This is a genomic window from Streptomyces ipomoeae 91-03 (assembly GCF_000317595.1).
GTDB lineage: Bacteria > Actinomycetota > Actinomycetes > Streptomycetales > Streptomycetaceae > Streptomyces > Streptomyces ipomoeae.
Genome location: NZ_AEJC01000214.1, coordinates 1 through 14439, shown reverse-complemented (window position 1 = coordinate 14439; position 14439 = coordinate 1). Strand labels below are relative to the sequence as shown.

Genomic DNA, 14439 nt, shown 5'->3' with positions numbered 1-14439 from the left:
CGCCGGCCTCCCTGTCCCCGGCGGTGACCAGGACGTTCGCCGGTTTCATGTCCCGGTGCACCACGCCCGCCGCATGGGCCGTCGCCAGCGCCCGGCACATCTGGTCGGCCCAGCGGGCCACGTCGTCCAGCGGGGGAAGAGCGGAGCCGCCGTCGATCATCTGGTCCAGCGGGCGTCCCCGCACCAGCTCCAGCACCAGGTACGGCTGCTCCGGCCCGCCGTCGGATCGGTCGGTGCCGAGTTCGTACACGGTCACGATGTGCGGGCTGGACAGCCGCGCGGCGGCTCTCGCCTCCTGGACGAAGCGCGCCGCCACCGTAGGATCGTCGCCACGTCCCAGACCGGTGACGATCTTGACGGCCACCTCGCGGTGCAGGTGCTCGTCAAGGGCCCGCCACACCTCGCCCATACCGCCCGCGCCGATCCGGTCGGTCAGGCGGTAGCGCCCGTCCAGCAGCCGCTCCGGCATCCGTCCCCCTCACACGGGACCGAAGTCCCGTATCGGCCCTCGTCCTCAGCCCGTCGCGTCCACCAACGCCAGTTCGTGCAGGCGTTCCGGTGGGCCGGGGCGAGCGTAGTACCAGCCCTGGGCGGTGTCACAGCCCAGGATCCGCAGCTGCTCGGCCTGGGCGCCGGTTTCGACGCCCTCGACGGTGACTTTGAGGTCGAGGCCGTGGGCCAGGGAGACGATGCCCTCGACGATCTTCAGGTCGACGGGGTCGGCCGGGAACCGCTGCATGCTCTGGGTGAAGGACCGGTCCAACTTCAGTACGCGGACCGGCAGTCGACGCAGGTTGGCGAGGTTGGAGTAGCCGGTGCCGAAGTCGTCGAGGGCGATGTCGACGCCCATCTCGGAGAGTCTGCGCAAAGGTTTGAGCAGATCGTCGTCGGCGCCGATCAGGGCGGACTCGGTCACCTCCAGACAGAGGACGTCCGGTTCGAGTCCCACGCGCTCCAGGATGTCCACGGTGTCCTGGACCAGCCCGGGATGGGTGAGTTGGCACGGGGAGAGGTTGACGTTGACGCGCAGGGGCCCGGTGGCTCCGGTGCCGCCGTGTCGTTCCTGCCACTCGCGGGCCTGGCGCACCGACTGCTCCAGGACCCAGCGGCCGAGCGGCACGATCAGCCCGGTGCGCTCGGCGAGCGGGATGAACCGGTCGGGGCCGAGGACACCGTGCTGCGGATGCAGCCAGCGGACCAGGGCCTCGGCGCCGCGTACGGTGCCGTCGCCGAGGTGGACCAGCGGCTGGTACTCGATGAAGAACTCGCCCCGGTCCAGGGCGGCGGGCAGCGCGGTGGTGAGTCCGTGCCGGGTGATGGCGCGGGCATCGGCCTCCGCGTCGGCGACCTCGTAGCGGTTGCCGCCCGCCGACTTGGCCCGGTACATCGTGATGTCGGCGCTGCGCAGCACCTCGGCCGGGCCACGCTCCCCCGCCGGCCCCTCGACGATGCCGATGCTGCCCCGGACCAGCAGTTCCCGGCCGTCGATGCGGACGGGGGTGACCAGCGCGTTCATGATGCGGTCAGCGAGTTCGTCGACCTCGCGCTCGGTGTCGGTGCCGGTGGTGAGCGCCACGAACTCGTCGCCGCCGAGCCGGGCCACCATCTCGCCGGGGGCGGTCGCGCAGGACTGCAGCCGGTCGGCGACCTCGACGAGCAGCCGGTCGCCGGCCGCGTGACCGAGGCTGTCGTTGATGGCCTTGAAGCCGTCGAGGTCGAGGTAGCACAGGCCGAAGCGCTGGCCCTCGCCCGCCGCGAGGGCCTTCTCCAGGCGCTCGAAGAACAGGGTGCGGTTGGGCAGTCCGGTGAGCGCGTCGTGCGTGGCTTCGTAGCGGAGGCGGAGGTTGAGCAGACGGCGCTCGGTGGTGTCCTCCATGAGCGCCAGCTGGTACTGGGGTTTGCCGTCCGCGTCCCGCAGCAGGGAGACCGTCAGATTGGTCCACAGGACCGTTCCGTCAGGTCGGTGGAACGCCTTCTCGGTGTGGTAGTGCTCGCGCTCGCCGCGGACCAGCTCGTCGTAGAGGCGCCAGACCTGGGGCGCGTCCTCGGGGTGCTTCCACTCGGGGACGCGGCGGGCGCGCATCGTCTGCTCGGTGACGCCGAACATGCGCAGCAGCGCGCCGTTGACCTGGAGGATGTTGCCGTCGAGGTCGGAGATGCCGATGCCTATGGCGGCGCCTTCGAACACCGCGCGGAAGCGGGCCTCGGTGGCGTGCAGTGCCAGGGCCACCGCGCCCTGGGCCTCCAGCGCGGCGCGCGCGATCGCCTCCTGCTCGGCCAGGGTCCGCTGCCGCAGCGCCTCGGCGTATCCGGCGGCCATCGCGGACTGCAGCCGGGCGGCGCGGGCCCGCAGATCCTCCTGGGGGCCGTCCTCGCCGCAGTAGAGCACCAGATAGGCGTCGACGCAGTCCAGGGTCTGGCTGAGGGCCTCGGGTTCGGTGCAGTGCGCGTCGACGAGGGCGGCGCCGACGGCCTTGCCCTCCTCGGCGTCGAACGTCCTGGCCCGCAGTGCCTCGCTCAGGCGCCGGGCGAGCGGCAGGAGTCGTTCCTCGAGCTCGGGGCGGGTCAGCGACGTGGAGGTGGCGGGGAAGACCGCGCGGCTCCAGATCGTCGCGAACCGGCGCAGTCTGTCCTCCGGTCCGTCCTGCTCCGCCCTCACGCTTTGGTCCCCACGCCGGCGAACCCCGAGAAGGCGTACGGATCCTCGTCCTCGGGGGCCGTGTCGGGCCGCCATTTCGCCATCGGCACCAGTCCGGGTTCCACCATGTCGTACCCCTCGAAGAACCGCGCGATCTCGTCGCGAGAGCGCATGATCAGCGGATTTCGGATGTTCCTGTACACGTCCACCGCGCCCTCGGCCCGCTCCTGGGAAAGCGGAATGCCCTCGTAGGAGGCGTGCGAGACGATGACCACACTGCCGGGCGCGAGCGCGTCGCGCAGCTCGGCCACCGCTCCGTACGGGTCGTCCATGTCCTCCACGAAGTGCAGTATGGCAACCAGGAGCAGGGCCACCGGCCGGTTCAGGTCGATCAATCGCTCGACACAGGGGCTCGTGAGGATGTCCTGGGGCCCCCGCAGATCGGCCGCGACCGCGACCGCGTCGCCGCTGTCGCGCAGAACGGCCTGGCTGCGGGCCACGGCGACCGGATCGTGGTCGACGTGGACGACCCGTGCGCCGGGGCCGGCCTCCTGGGCGACTTCGTGCACGTTTCCGAAGGTGGGTATTCCGCATCCGACGTCCAGGAACTGGGTGATGCCCGCGTCGGCCGCGTACCGCACGGCGCGGCGCATGAACGCCCGGTTGGCCTGCGCGATCTTGGGCAGGCCCGGTATGAACTCCATGGCCCTGCGGGCCGCCTCCCGGTCGACCTCGAAGTTGTGCGAACCGCCCAGGTAGTAGTCGTGCATACGGGCCACGGACGGCACCGAGATGTCGATGCTCCGGGGAGCCCAGGCGGGGCGCTCCATACAGTGTCTCCAACACGTCGGGGATGGCGCAGGCGATCCGGTGTTCGAGCCGAGGCTACTGATCGTCCGCCAACGGAGCGAGCGAAAACGGAAATTGACCGTCCGTTCAAGCTCGCCGCCGATGCGACCTGCCCAACCACCGCCCCGACCATGCCGATTCGCGCCAAGACGCCGTCACCGACCCGTTTGCCCGTGCGCTCCGCCCCGCGCGCTGGCGCACGCCGTTCCCCGCGCCCCTGGCCCCGCGCGCTGGCGCACGCCGTTCCGCGCCCCCGCTCCCCGTCCGGGCACACCAAGCGACCCGCCCCCTCCGTGCGGTGCGGAGGGGGCGGGTCCGGATCGGCCGCGCCGGCGTGGTGCGTCCGGCACTCTTCTGCTCGTCCACTCCCTTCCGCGTGCGGTGGTTTCCTGAATGGCGAGGCGATCTACCCTGGGGAAGGTGATCCTTACTTCGGCGCGCCGATCGGCTCTCCGTCGCCGTTGATGGCGAACCACGTACCGCCCACGCCCTGCCCGTTGGTGTCGCCGGGCTCCTTGTCGTTGGCGAAGGTGTAGAGCGGGATGCAGTTGATGGTCTGCTGCTTGATGCCGTCGGGCCGGTCGAAGACCGTGTAGCCCTTCAGCAGGATGTTCTTGGTGTCGTTCTTGTCGACCGGCGCGACCACGGGCCACTTGTCGAGGCAGGCGCCGGTGCACTTGGTCGACATCGGCCACTGGGTGTCCTTGAGGAACCGGTAGACCGTCATGCCGTTCTTGTCGACGACGATCTCGCCGAGCTTGGGGTCGTTACGGGTCGTCAGACCGGCCTGCTCGACCGCCTGGCCACCTGCGTCCTCGGCTCCACCGCCGCCGGAGCCGCCCTTCGTGGAGGCCTTCTTGCCGTCGGGAGCCGAGGCGTACCAGGTGCCCTGGAGGCCCTGGCCCTTGATGTCACCGGCCTTGGTGTCCTTGGCGTAGTAGTACAGCGGCCAGCCGCCGACCGTCAGCTGCTTGGTGCCGTCGGGGCGGGTGACCTCACCGAGCAGCGCCTTGTCGACACCCTCGGCGGCGGTGGCGCCCGAGGCGGGCACCGGCGGCCACGTGGTGGCGCACTGGCCCTCGCAGGTCGTCTTCGGCGGCTCGGCCGTGTCCTTGTCGAAGCGGTAGAGGGTACGGCCCGCGCTGTCGGTGAGGACCTTGCCGTACTCGTCGCTGTTCCACACGGTCAGCTGGCCCGCGGTGGCCGCCGTGGTCGACTGGACCTGGCCCTGGCCCTGTGCGTTGGAACCGGCAGCACCCACGCCGGCGATCGTGCCGGTGCCGAGCGTCGGGGTGGAAGCCGCGCCCACGTTCTGCGAGGACGTGGACCCCGATTCCTGACCGCACGCCGTCGTCAGCACCAGCACAGCCGCAGCTGAGGCTACGAGTGAGGCGCTCCGCCAGGAGGTGTTCATTCCAACTCCCCGTCAATCCTTGGGTGTTGCAGCGCCCTACTGCGCCGCTTGCTGGCCCTAGGTACGGGCGGGGGTGGCCGGTGTGTTCAACGAAGAACAAATTTCTTTCCGAAGTCTGTGGCATCGTCCGTGGCAGGGCCCGCGCGAGTGCCCCGAAGCGGCGTGCGGGCGCATCGAAAAGGGCGTCACCGGCAGGCGTCCGGACTCAAACCTTCGGGGCCCGTTTTCCCTCGTTTGGATCAATTCGCGCCGGCTCCGGGGTACGCGTGCGCGCGAGCACCGATGATCTCCGTCGTGCTAGGACCACCGCGGACCCGGTCCGCTCTCGCCCTGCGGCTGTCGGCCCTGCTCGCACTGACCTGGCTCTTCACCGGTGCGCCGAGCGGCACGGCGGTCGCCCACGCCTGCGCGTACGCCTCGATCGGCCCGGACGGTGGCGGTGCGATCGCCGTGGCGATCGGGGGCACCGCGTCGTGCGAGCCGGAGCCGGAGACCACACCGTCGCCGTCCCCCACGCCCACCCCGAGCCCGACGCCCTCGTGCCCGCCGGAGCCGACGCCCACCCCGACTCCCCCGCCGAGGCCGAAGCCGCCCCCCACACCCGACCCTCGGCCGACACCGCCACCGCCACCGCCCCCCACCCCGACACCGAAGCCGCCGCCACCGCCCGTCACCCAGGCGCCCCGGCCCGCCCCCAGCCCCACCCCCACGCCGAAGCCCACCCCCACTCCGAGCAAGCGCCCCACGGTGTCACCGACCCCGGTGAGCTATCCGCCGTACCGGACCCCGGCCCGTCCTCACGCCAAGCGCTCCGGACCGTCCCTCGTCTCGCTCGCCCTGCTCGTCACCGTGCCCGCGCTGTTCGCCGCCGCCGCACTGCGTCCGCGCTGACCCCTGGAGGAACCTCTTGTCGGAATGGCTTGTTCTCACCCTCGCGATGGGGGCGGCGTGTCTCGTCGTCCTCGTCGTGGCCGTCGTGCGGCATCACGCCGCGCCCGAGGACGAGGACCCGTCCGAGACCCCGGACGTCATCGAGTACATCACCATGATGATCGGCGTGGTGTACGCCATCGTCCTGGGCCTGGCCATCGCCGGTGTCTGGGAGGCCCGCAGCGTCGCCCAGGACCATGTCCAGGCGGAGGCGCAGGCGCTGCACGAGATCCATGAGCGGGTGCGGGTGTACCCGGCCGAGGTCCGCGACCGTATCCGCGGCGACATCGACACCTACGTCGGCCATGTCGTGACCACCGAGTGGAAGGTCATGTCGAAGAAGGGCGAGATGACCGAGCGGGGCACCGAACTCCTCCGGACCGTTCGCCGGGACGTCACCGACTACGAGCCGAGGAACGACTTCGAGGCCCAGGCCTACCAGCCGGTGCTCGACCAGATGGCCGCCGCCGACGCGGCGCGCAACGCCCGGGCCGACTCCACCGGCGAGACCCTGCCCGGCGTGGTGTGGTTCGGCCTGGTCACCGGTGCCGTGGTGACCGTCGGAATGGTCTTCGCCCTGCAGATCCGGCGTACGGCGCGCGAGCTGATCCTGGCCGGTCTGTTCTCGGCGCTGATCGCCTTCCTGCTCTTCCTCGTCTGGGACTTCGACGCGCCCTACAGCCGCGGGCTCAGCGCCACGGCCGAGCCGTTCGTGGCCCTGTTCCCGAAGGCCGGGGGGTGACGGACGTCGCACAGTCCTTCGCCCCGGTCCTTCGGGGCACCGGGGCGAAGGGCTGTGCGACGTGCGATCCGTGCCGCGAGGGGGGTGGCCTCGATACGAAGGGGGCGGGCCTCAGATCTTGTTCTCCGCTCGGCGGCGCATCCAGAACACACCACCGCCGATGACCGCGGAGGCCACCAGCCCGCCACCGATCGCGATGTCGGTCGGCGTGGCCCCGACGGAGCTGCTGCCCCCGAGACCGCCGCGCACACCGCCGATGACGGTGAAGACATTGGTGAACGTCTTGGTTCTGCCCTCGCAGTTGGTCGTGACGCTGTGCGAGCCGGTGCTGGCGTTGGCGTTCACCCGCACCGTCGCCGTGGCGGTGCGGCCGTCGACGGATCTGAGGTTGGTGGTGGGGAAGGCGTCGGAGCTGATAGTGCTGCCGGTTCCCCCGCACGCGTCGCCGCCGCTGACGGTGAGCACGAGTTGCCCGCCCCGAGCGATGACGTTGGGGGTGGCCGTGACCGAGGTCGGTTGGTCCCAGGCGGTGGCCGTCGGGGCGGCGATGCCGACCAGGGCGACCGCGGCGGCCGAGGCCGCCAGGGCACGAGTAGTACGCATGTGATCCTCCGCGGAAGACGCCCCGGGACCCGTCCCCGGTCGATCGACGAGAAAGCGCCTCCCGGGAAAACCCTCAGTTGCCCCGCACCGGCCCGCATTTCGACGCTGGTCCGTCCTGGTGAGCGGACGCACCGGGACATCCCCGTGTGATCGGACATCACCGCAGGTCACGGGCGGTCGGAAAATTCCTGTGCGCCGCGACTCGGATGGCGCAGAACTCCGCTTCGCCGCCACCCGTTCGTACCTCAATCATCGCCGTCCCCGCGCAGCGCGCTTAGCGTTTGTCCTATGCGCGACGGACGCGGCGACGGCCGTGTCGAGAGGGGATGGCGAATGTTTTCGTCGAAGGCGGCCGAGGTCGAATGGGAGATGCGACGGAGGAAGCGCGCGCCGTGGGGTGTGATAGCGCTGGTTCTGCTGACCGGTCTCGCTCTCATTCAGAACGGTTCGGGGGAGTTCGACGTGGGCCCGCCGCAGCCCGCGTCGGCCGCTGCCGCCGACGGCCGCGGCATCCCCCACGGCACCTTCACCAATGTGCCCGACCCCCTGCCGTACGCCATGGTGGACCGGGTGCGGATCCCCTCGATCCGGGTCGACGCGCCGGTCGTGCCGGTCGGTCTGGACACCCACGGCTGGGTGGACGCGCCCCCGGCCCAGGACCCCAACCTCGCGGGTTGGTTCACCGGCGCGGTCTCCCCCGGAGAGCAGGGCACGGCCGTCATCGTGGGCCACGTCGACAACCACCAGGGGCCCGCGGTGTTCTACGGGCTCGGGGCGCTGAAGAAGGGCAGCCAGGTCGAGATCCAGCGCGGGGACGGAAAGACCGCCGTGTTCGAGATCTACGGCATCGAGGTCTTCGAGAAGAACAACTTCCCCGGTGACCGTGTCTACGGCAACAGCGGAATTCCGGAGTTGCGGGTCATCACCTGCGGGGGCGGTTTCTCCCAGCAGAACGGCTACGACGGAAACGTCGTCGTCTTCGCCCGCCTGGTCGAGGTGCGCTGAACGCTCCCCGACCGGGCGGGCGAAAGCCCACGGGATTCTTTTCCGGCGCCCACTGGATTCATTTCCGGCGTCGTACGAGTTCCCGGTACCGGCGATATGCGTGTCCCCTGCCCCTCGTCATACGTATTTTCGTTGGGGCACGGTGATCCGATAGCCGGAGTCCAGCAGTTCGGGAAGGTATTCGCGCAGCGCCCGTACGCTCTGGGAGCGGTCGCCGCCGGCGTCGTGGGAGAGCACGACGACACCGGGGGCCGCGCCCTTCTCCACGCGCTCGACGATGGTGTTCGCGCCCGGGACGCGCCAGTCGAGCGTGTCGAGCGTCCACGCCAGGGGCTCCATGCCGAGTTCGGCGCCGAACCGGAAGACGGCGCGGTTCCAGGCCCCGTACGGTGCGCGGAACCACAGCGGCGGTTCACCGTACGCCTTGTCGATGATCTCGGAGGTACGGGCCATCTCCGCGTGGATGCGGGACTGGGAGAGAGTGGTGAGCAGCGGATGGGACCAGGTGTGGTTGCCGACGACATGGCCGTCGTCGGCCATCTCCCGCAGCAGGTCCTGGTGCTGGACCACCATCGCGCCGCAGACGAAGAACATCGCGCGGACGTCGTGGGCGCGGAGGATGCGCAGAATGTCCGGGGTGTAGCGCGGATCGGGGCCGTCGTCGAAGGTCAACACGATGTTCCGGCCCCGCGCGGCCACCCTCAGGAACGGCTCGCGCCGGACTTCGGGGCGCACGAGAGTACGGCGCCGGGGCCGCGCCCCGTATCCGGTGATGGGCTGGAGGCGGTATGCGGAAGGCTTGAGCCCGTGGCGGGCCCCCGGACCGGCGGCCGGTGCGCCGGCGCGGGTCGCTGCCGTACCGGAGGTTCCGTCGCCGGTGAGCAGAGGAGCGGTGCCCGCGACGCCGGCCGCGCCCAGCATGGCTCCACCGGCGATCAGCAGCCGCCGTCGGGTGAACGTCTGGTCCTTCGTCATGACTCATCAGTCGCCCAGAACGAGGGCGCCGCACCCCTACGACACCGGTGCGGCGGTATGAAAACACCCGATGGGAGTAGTTTTCGCGCCCTTCGCGATCACCCGGCGTACGCCGGAGCCCGGTTCCTCCATCGGCCGCGCCACCGCGATAGCCTCACCCCCGTGACCGATCAGCAAGCACATCCGTTCGAACGGGGCACCGACGGACCCAAGGTCGTCCTCGTCGGGCTGGACGGCTCCGACTCCTCACTGCGCGCCGTGGCCTACGCGGCGGGCCTCGCCCGACGCCAGCACGCGCTGCTCGCCATCGTCTATGTGCAGCCGCTGCTGGCCGCGAGCGCGGCTCTCGGGGTGCCGGTGGCCGGGACGACCGACGAGATCGCCGAGCAGCTCGTCACGCAGATCCGCGAGGCCGCCGAGCAGGTGAAGGGCATATTCGAGGTGCGCTGGGAGTTCCACACGTTCCGCGGCGACCCCTACGGCGGGCTGGTGAAGGCCGCGGACGACCTCAAGGCCGACGCGGTCGTCGTGGGCGCCTCCGAGCAGGCGGGCCACCGCATCGTCGGCTCGGTGGCGGTACGCCTGGTGAAGGCGGGCCGCTGGCCGGTCACGGTGGTCCCGTAGAACCGCGCCCCGCGCCTACCTCCCCATGGCCAACCCGTCCTGCGCCGCACCCCGGCTGAGGACGACATCACGGATCCGGTCACGCACGGCGGTGACGTCCGCCACGGCCGTCCCCGTGCCCGACTCGATCACGGCGTTGAGGTTGACGACCCGCCCCGAGCCGACGTCGAACCACTGGGGCACGAACTCCGCCCTGGTCACCTCCCAGCGGGCGCCCTCACGCGTGGGCGGGGCGAAGGTGAAGCGGGCCAGGGTGCCCTGGTTGCCGCGCGGGTCATGGGCCCCCGAGTGGTTGATCATCGCCCCCGCGATCTGGTCGCCCATCCCGTAGACGACCCAGGTTCCGTTGACCTTCTCGTACGCCTGGGGGACATGCGCGTGCGTGCCGAGGATCAGATCGATGTCGGGCCGACCGTCCGTGGCGGCCGAGGTGAGCTGCTCCCCCAGGCTCAACTGCTGCGCGTCGGGCGCGTCCTGCCATTCGGTTCCCCAGTGCAGCGATACGACCACCACGTCGGCCCCCGCCTTCCGCGCGGTCCGGGCGTCGGCGAGGATCCGTTCGCGGTCGATGAGGTTCACGACCCAGGGGCGGTCCGCCGGCAGCGGGATGCCGTTCGTGCCGTAGGTGTACGCGAGATGGGCAAGCTGGGCGCCGCCCGCGCGCATCAGCGTGGGGCTGCCCGCCTCCTGCGCCGTACGCGCCGACCCCGCGTGCCGCACACCGGCGCGGTCCAGCGCGTCCAGGGTGCGGTGAATACCGGCGGCGCCGTCGTCCAGGGTGTGGTTCGAGGCGGTGGAACAGCCGTCGTACCCCGTGACGGCGAGCCCTTCGGCCACCTGCGGCGGCGACTTGAACGTCGGGTACCCGCTGTAATTCCCGTCCGCGCCGTACACCGTCTCCATATGGCAGATCGCCAGATCCGCGCCGGCCACCACGGACTTCACTCCGGCGAGCATCGGCCGGAAGTCGTACCCCCCGCCCCCGGCGTCCTGACGGGCCTTCTCGATGATCGACATATGCGGCAGCACATCACCGGAGGCGACGAGGGTGAAGCCGCGGGAGTGCTTCGCGGGGCTGGAGGGGGTGGGGTGCCCGGAGAGGGTCGGCGGGGTGGCTGAGTCCTGCGCCTGACAACCGATGGCCGGGGAGAGGAGAAGGGCGGCGAGGCCGATGCCGGTGGATCGCGTGCGTGCGCGCATGCTGGACATCCCATTGCAGTCGTATTTGATTACAATCCGCTAAGAATCCGCATGCACCCGACATACCTGTCAACAACCCGAACCGGCCATCACCCGAAAGCGCCGCACGCTTCTCACCCGCACGGCGGCCGGCGCGGTCAGGCCGACGGCAGAGGGCCGGGGCGGAGCCCCGGAAACACCGGCCGACCGTTCGTCGTACCGTTCGCCGACAGCCACTGACCGCCTGCCGCACACCCGCGACCGGCCCCTGTCCACGCGAAGCGGCTCGCGTTCCCATACGGCCATGACGGCCGGAACCACGATGACCAACGGGACGACCGCCGAACACGAGCTGGCCGAGCTCCAGCGCGAACACGGCCGCCCCCTCTTCGCCCTGATGCTGCGGCTCTCCGACGGGGACCGCCATCGCGCCGAGGACCTTGTGCAGGAGACCTTCGTGCGCGCCTGGCAGCACCCCGAGGCGCTGCGCGCCGACGACTTCGACTCCGTACGCCCCTGGCTGCTCACCGTCGGCCGACGGCTCGCCATAGACGCGCGGCGGGCCCGGCAGGCGCGGCCCGCCGAGGTGGGGGACGCGGTGCTGGAGAACGCTCGTGTGATGGCAGATCACGCCGAGCGGTCCGTCGCCACCCTCGACGTACGCGAGGCTGTGAAGACACTCACTCCGGAGCACCGTGAAGTACTGGTGCAGGTGTACTTCCAGGGTGCGAGTGTGGCGGAAGCCGCCGAAGCTCTGGGGATCCCGCCCGGTACGGTGAAGTCCCGCGCGTACTACGCGCTGCGCGCCCTGCGCCGGGTGCTTCCGGGATACGCGGCCGACCTGCGTTGAAACCCATGGCCGAGTCAAACCTCCGTAAAGCGCCTTGCTGAGGACCATGGTTGAGCAATCAGCTGTCTTCATCCCTGTTCCGGATGGGGACCCGGCGCCGGTTTCTCGCCGTCCGCCCGTAGGGGCGGCCGGGAGTCGGCACCAGGTCTCCAGGCCCGGGGTCGGGCGACGCGCATGCACCGGAGGAAGGCAGGAAGGGATGCTGCACAGAGGTCAAGAGAGCACGGACGGCGCCGGCGGAGACGAACTGACCGTCCCGATGGCGTGGTTCTATGCCGAGTACATCGCCGAGGAGCTGCTGCGGACCGGCGATCTGATGCCGCCTACGTCCTTCGAGTTCCGCGCGGGACGGGACGCCCTGGCGCTGACCATCTTCCTCTCGGACTCCGGCGGTGAGCTCTCCGGCATCCGGGTCGTGACCCAGCTGGAGACCTGGCTGTCGCTGACGGCGTACGACCAGCCGTGGCAGGACTGGGTGTGCGAACGCATGGCCCATTTCACCGCCGAGGCGCTGGAGGCGGGCGGCCCGTCGCCGGACCTGGAACTGGCGGCGGCGGCCTGGCGCTGGCTGGAGGAGACCGAGCTGCTCGCGCCCGATCTGGACGCGGTGCCAGGGGGTGGCGCGGTCTTCGGTGAGGACGACGGTCCAAAGGTTTGGACACCGGCCTGGCGGCTCGGACTGCCGCTCGGACACCTGGCGATCCATCTCTTCTGATCCGGGCGATCCTCCGGCGCCGACCTGGTCACCCGTGTCCGCCGGCGCGCGAACGACCTGTTCGGACGCCGGCGGGCCGACTTTTTCGGTCTGTGACCAATCCGCCGGGCGAACGGCTCCGAATCTTTTGGTTGGCATTGGTCGCGGGGCTTGAGTGATTCACCGGTCTGGTCCGTACCGGTGGGGGCAGGAAGCAACCCCCACCGCACACCGGCCCGAGGAATTGCCATGTGGTCCCAGGATCGTCATCACGACGTCGGCGCCTACTCGCTGGGCGTGCTGGACGAGGTGGAGTCCTTCCACTTCGAGGACCATGTCCGCGGCTGCCCCCAGTGCGCGGTACATGTCACCGAGTTCCGTCCGGCCGCCCGGCAGTTGATGCTGTACAGGAACGCGACACCGCGTGCCGTGCACCCCTTCGCGGCGCCCGGTCCGCGGCTGCTCGGCCGGCTGCTCGACGAGGTGGGCGCCCGACAGCGCGCACGGCGCAGGCGCTGGCTGTTCGCGGTGGCCGCGTCGGTGATCATCGCGGTGGGCGGCCCCGCCGTCGCCGTCTTCGCGGGGCCGGGCGAGCCGCCGGACACGGTCGCCGCCACCGACGCCAAGACGGGTGTGTGGGCCGAGGTCAAGGCCGAGGACCGGGTCTGGGGCAGCGACATCGAGCTCAAGGTCAAGGAGGCCGAAGGGGCCCACGCCTGCCGGCTCGTCGTGATCGGCAAGGACGGCTCCGAGGAGACCGCCGCCAACTGGAAGTCCCCCGGCGAGTCGGACGCTCCCTCCACGATGATGGGCGGCACCGCGATGCAGCGCGAGGACATCAGCCACTTCGAGGTACGCAGCCAGGAGGGCGAGCTGTTGGTGACCCTCAAGGCCCCGGCCTGGCGCTGAGCTGGTCCGTACCTTCTCCGTGGGCCTGTTGCTTGAGCCCTTCTCCTCGATCAACCGCGTCAGGCGCCCTACTTGAGCAGCCGTGACAGGCGCCGGTCGGCGAGTGGCTTGCCGCCGGTCTGGCAGGTCGGGCAGTACTGCAGCGAGGAGTCGCTGAAGGAGACCTCGCGGACGATGTCGCCGCACACGGGACAGGGCTCGCCGGTACGGCCGTGGACACGGAGCCCGCTCTTCTTCTCCGCCTTCAGCCTGCCGGCGGCCAGGCCCCGGGAGCGCTCCACGGCCTCGGTGAGCGTGGCGCGCAGCGCCTCGTAGAGGCCCCGGATCTCCTCCGGCTTCAGCGACGAGGTCAGCTTGAAGGGCGACATCTTCGCGGCGTGCAGGATCTCGTCGCTGTACGCGTTCCCGATCCCGGCGATCAGGCTCTGGTCCCGCAGCGCGCCCTTGATCTGCCGCCGCTCCCCCGCGAGCAGCTCCGCGAACCGCGCCTCGTCGAAGTCGTCGGCGAGCGGATCCGGCCCGAGCCGGACGACTCCCGGTACCTCCCCCGGGTCCCGTACGAGGTACACCGCCAGCCTCTTCTGCGTACCGGCCTCGGTGAGATCGAAGCCCTCGCCCGTCTCCAGGGCGACACGCAGCGCGAGGGGGCTCTTGCCGCCGGGACGGGGTGGGCCGTCGAACAGCTGGTCCCGCCACTGAAGCCAGCCCGCACGGGCCAGATGCGTCACGCAGTGCAGCGCCCCGCCGTCCATCACGACATCGAGAAACTTCCCGTACCGCTCCACGCCTGTGACCACCCGCCCCTCCAACACGGTGATCGGCGGGTCGTAGGTCTTCAGCACACTGATGGCCACGGGCAGCACCCTGACGACCTCATGGCCGACCAGCTTCTCGACCAGGAAGTCCCGGAGCGCCGCGACCTCGGGGAGTTCGGGCATATGTCCAGACTGCCACGAATTGCCTGCGGCGCTTGGGCGGGGAGCGGTGGGGGCTTGCTGCGGGTGAGCGAGTGCGGGTCGTGTGTGGT

At 70.6% G+C, this 14439-nt stretch carries 16 protein-coding genes; 7 read left to right on the top strand and 9 right to left on the bottom strand.

Annotation, left to right across the window (positions count from 1 at the left end):
* The 5 genes from STRIP9103_RS14240 to STRIP9103_RS50630 form a co-directional block, all read right to left on the bottom strand.
* A partial coding sequence (locus STRIP9103_RS14240; protein ID WP_009310294.1) for a serine/threonine-protein kinase occupies positions 1-469 on the bottom strand: 469 nt, incomplete at its 3' end.
* Between the two features lie 45 nt (positions 470-514).
* The gene (locus STRIP9103_RS14235) at positions 515-2659 is read right to left on the bottom strand and encodes a putative bifunctional diguanylate cyclase/phosphodiesterase (protein WP_009310302.1); all 2145 of its coding nucleotides are present in this window, start codon (positions 2657-2659) and stop codon (positions 515-517) included.
* Entirely contained in the window at positions 2656-3468 is an 813-nt protein-coding gene (locus tag STRIP9103_RS14230) for an SAM-dependent methyltransferase (RefSeq protein ID WP_009310290.1), read from the bottom strand. The genes STRIP9103_RS14235 and STRIP9103_RS14230 overlap by 4 nt, the downstream gene beginning before the upstream one ends.
* Before the next feature lie 446 nt (positions 3469-3914).
* On the bottom strand, positions 3915-4901 hold the full coding sequence (locus tag STRIP9103_RS14225) for an SCO0930 family lipoprotein (protein ID WP_009310296.1): 987 nt from the start codon (positions 4899-4901) through the stop codon (positions 3915-3917).
* Positions 4902-5140: 239 nt separating this feature from the next.
* Positions 5141-5638 carry a hypothetical protein gene (locus STRIP9103_RS50630; RefSeq protein WP_199790542.1) on the bottom strand — a complete coding sequence of 166 codons (498 nt, stop codon included), beginning with the start codon at positions 5636-5638 and terminating at the stop codon, positions 5141-5143.
* A 25-nt stretch (positions 5639-5663) separates the two neighbouring features.
* On the opposite strand from STRIP9103_RS50630, the gene STRIP9103_RS52770 reads away from it, so the two are divergent.
* Both STRIP9103_RS52770 and STRIP9103_RS14210 read left to right on the top strand, forming a co-directional pair.
* Positions 5664-5792: a hypothetical protein gene (locus STRIP9103_RS52770; protein WP_048820271.1), complete on the top strand. Its 129-nt coding sequence runs from the start codon at positions 5664-5666 to the stop codon at positions 5790-5792.
* Positions 5793-5808: 16 nt separating this feature from the next.
* On the top strand, positions 5809-6573 hold the full coding sequence (locus STRIP9103_RS14210) for a bestrophin-like domain (RefSeq protein WP_009310289.1): 765 nt from the start codon (positions 5809-5811) through the stop codon (positions 6571-6573).
* A gap of 111 nt (positions 6574-6684) precedes the next feature.
* Here the strand turns inward: STRIP9103_RS14210 and STRIP9103_RS14205 are convergent, their stop codons facing one another.
* The gene (locus tag STRIP9103_RS14205) at positions 6685-7176 is read right to left on the bottom strand and encodes a hypothetical protein (RefSeq protein ID WP_009310308.1); all 492 of its coding nucleotides are present in this window, start codon (positions 7174-7176) and stop codon (positions 6685-6687) included.
* 333 nt (positions 7177-7509) lie between these two features.
* Between STRIP9103_RS14205 and STRIP9103_RS14200 the strand changes: the two genes are divergently transcribed.
* Complete coding sequence (locus tag STRIP9103_RS14200) at positions 7510-8181, top strand: class F sortase (RefSeq protein ID WP_009310301.1); 672 nt, start codon at positions 7510-7512, stop codon at positions 8179-8181.
* 117 nt (positions 8182-8298) lie between these two features.
* Here the strand turns inward: STRIP9103_RS14200 and STRIP9103_RS14195 are convergent, their stop codons facing one another.
* Positions 8299-9156, bottom strand: a complete 858-nt coding sequence (locus STRIP9103_RS14195; RefSeq protein WP_009310287.1) for a polysaccharide deacetylase family protein — start codon at positions 9154-9156, stop codon at positions 8299-8301.
* Positions 9157-9318: 162 nt separating this feature from the next.
* On the opposite strand from STRIP9103_RS14195, the gene STRIP9103_RS14190 reads away from it, so the two are divergent.
* A complete protein-coding gene (locus tag STRIP9103_RS14190) occupies positions 9319-9780 on the top strand; it encodes a universal stress protein (RefSeq protein WP_009310306.1) in 462 nt (153 codons plus the stop codon).
* Positions 9781-9795: 15 nt separating this feature from the next.
* Here STRIP9103_RS14190 and STRIP9103_RS14185 read toward each other — a convergent pair whose 3' ends face one another.
* Positions 9796-10980, bottom strand: a complete 1185-nt coding sequence (locus STRIP9103_RS14185; protein WP_009310291.1) for a CapA family protein — start codon at positions 10978-10980, stop codon at positions 9796-9798.
* Positions 10981-11263: 283 nt separating this feature from the next.
* On the opposite strand from STRIP9103_RS14185, the gene STRIP9103_RS14180 reads away from it, so the two are divergent.
* From STRIP9103_RS14180 to STRIP9103_RS14170, 3 genes are all read left to right on the top strand, one after another.
* Entirely contained in the window at positions 11264-11809 is a 546-nt protein-coding gene (locus tag STRIP9103_RS14180) for a sigma-70 family RNA polymerase sigma factor (RefSeq protein ID WP_048820269.1), read from the top strand.
* Positions 11810-12008: 199 nt separating this feature from the next.
* Positions 12009-12524 (top strand): hypothetical protein, encoded by a 516-nt coding sequence (locus tag STRIP9103_RS14175; RefSeq protein WP_009310298.1) that lies wholly within the window; start codon positions 12009-12011, stop codon positions 12522-12524.
* Between the two features lie 228 nt (positions 12525-12752).
* Complete coding sequence (locus STRIP9103_RS14170) at positions 12753-13412, top strand: hypothetical protein (protein WP_009310304.1); 660 nt, start codon at positions 12753-12755, stop codon at positions 13410-13412.
* Between the two features lie 68 nt (positions 13413-13480).
* Here the strand turns inward: STRIP9103_RS14170 and STRIP9103_RS14165 are convergent, their stop codons facing one another.
* Positions 13481-14350, bottom strand: a complete 870-nt coding sequence (locus STRIP9103_RS14165) for an Fpg/Nei family DNA glycosylase (protein ID WP_009310293.1) — start codon at positions 14348-14350, stop codon at positions 13481-13483.
* Positions 14351-14439: the final 89 nt, after the last annotated feature.

Excerpts from the sequence above, each read along its gene's own strand:
- STRIP9103_RS14230 (WP_009310290.1), bottom strand. The coding sequence starts at position 3,468 with ATGGAGCGCCCCGCCTGGGCTCCCCGGAGCATCGACATCTCGGTGCCG.
- STRIP9103_RS14225 (WP_009310296.1), bottom strand. The coding sequence starts at position 4,901 with ATGAACACCTCCTGGCGGAGCGCCTCACTCGTAGCCTCAGCTGCGGCT.
- STRIP9103_RS14205 (WP_009310308.1), bottom strand. The coding sequence starts at position 7,176 with ATGCGTACTACTCGTGCCCTGGCGGCCTCGGCCGCCGCGGTCGCCCTG.
- STRIP9103_RS14200 (WP_009310301.1), top strand. The coding sequence starts at position 7,510 with ATGTTTTCGTCGAAGGCGGCCGAGGTCGAATGGGAGATGCGACGGAGG.
- STRIP9103_RS14195 (WP_009310287.1), bottom strand. The coding sequence starts at position 9,156 with ATGACGAAGGACCAGACGTTCACCCGACGGCGGCTGCTGATCGCCGGT.
- STRIP9103_RS14185 (WP_009310291.1), bottom strand. The coding sequence starts at position 10,980 with ATGCGCGCACGCACGCGATCCACCGGCATCGGCCTCGCCGCCCTTCTC.
- STRIP9103_RS14180 (WP_048820269.1), top strand. The coding sequence starts at position 11,264 with ATGACGGCCGGAACCACGATGACCAACGGGACGACCGCCGAACACGAG.
- STRIP9103_RS14175 (WP_009310298.1), top strand. The coding sequence starts at position 12,009 with ATGCTGCACAGAGGTCAAGAGAGCACGGACGGCGCCGGCGGAGACGAA.
- STRIP9103_RS14170 (WP_009310304.1), top strand. The coding sequence starts at position 12,753 with ATGTGGTCCCAGGATCGTCATCACGACGTCGGCGCCTACTCGCTGGGC.
- STRIP9103_RS14165 (WP_009310293.1), bottom strand. The coding sequence starts at position 14,350 with ATGCCCGAACTCCCCGAGGTCGCGGCGCTCCGGGACTTCCTGGTCGAG.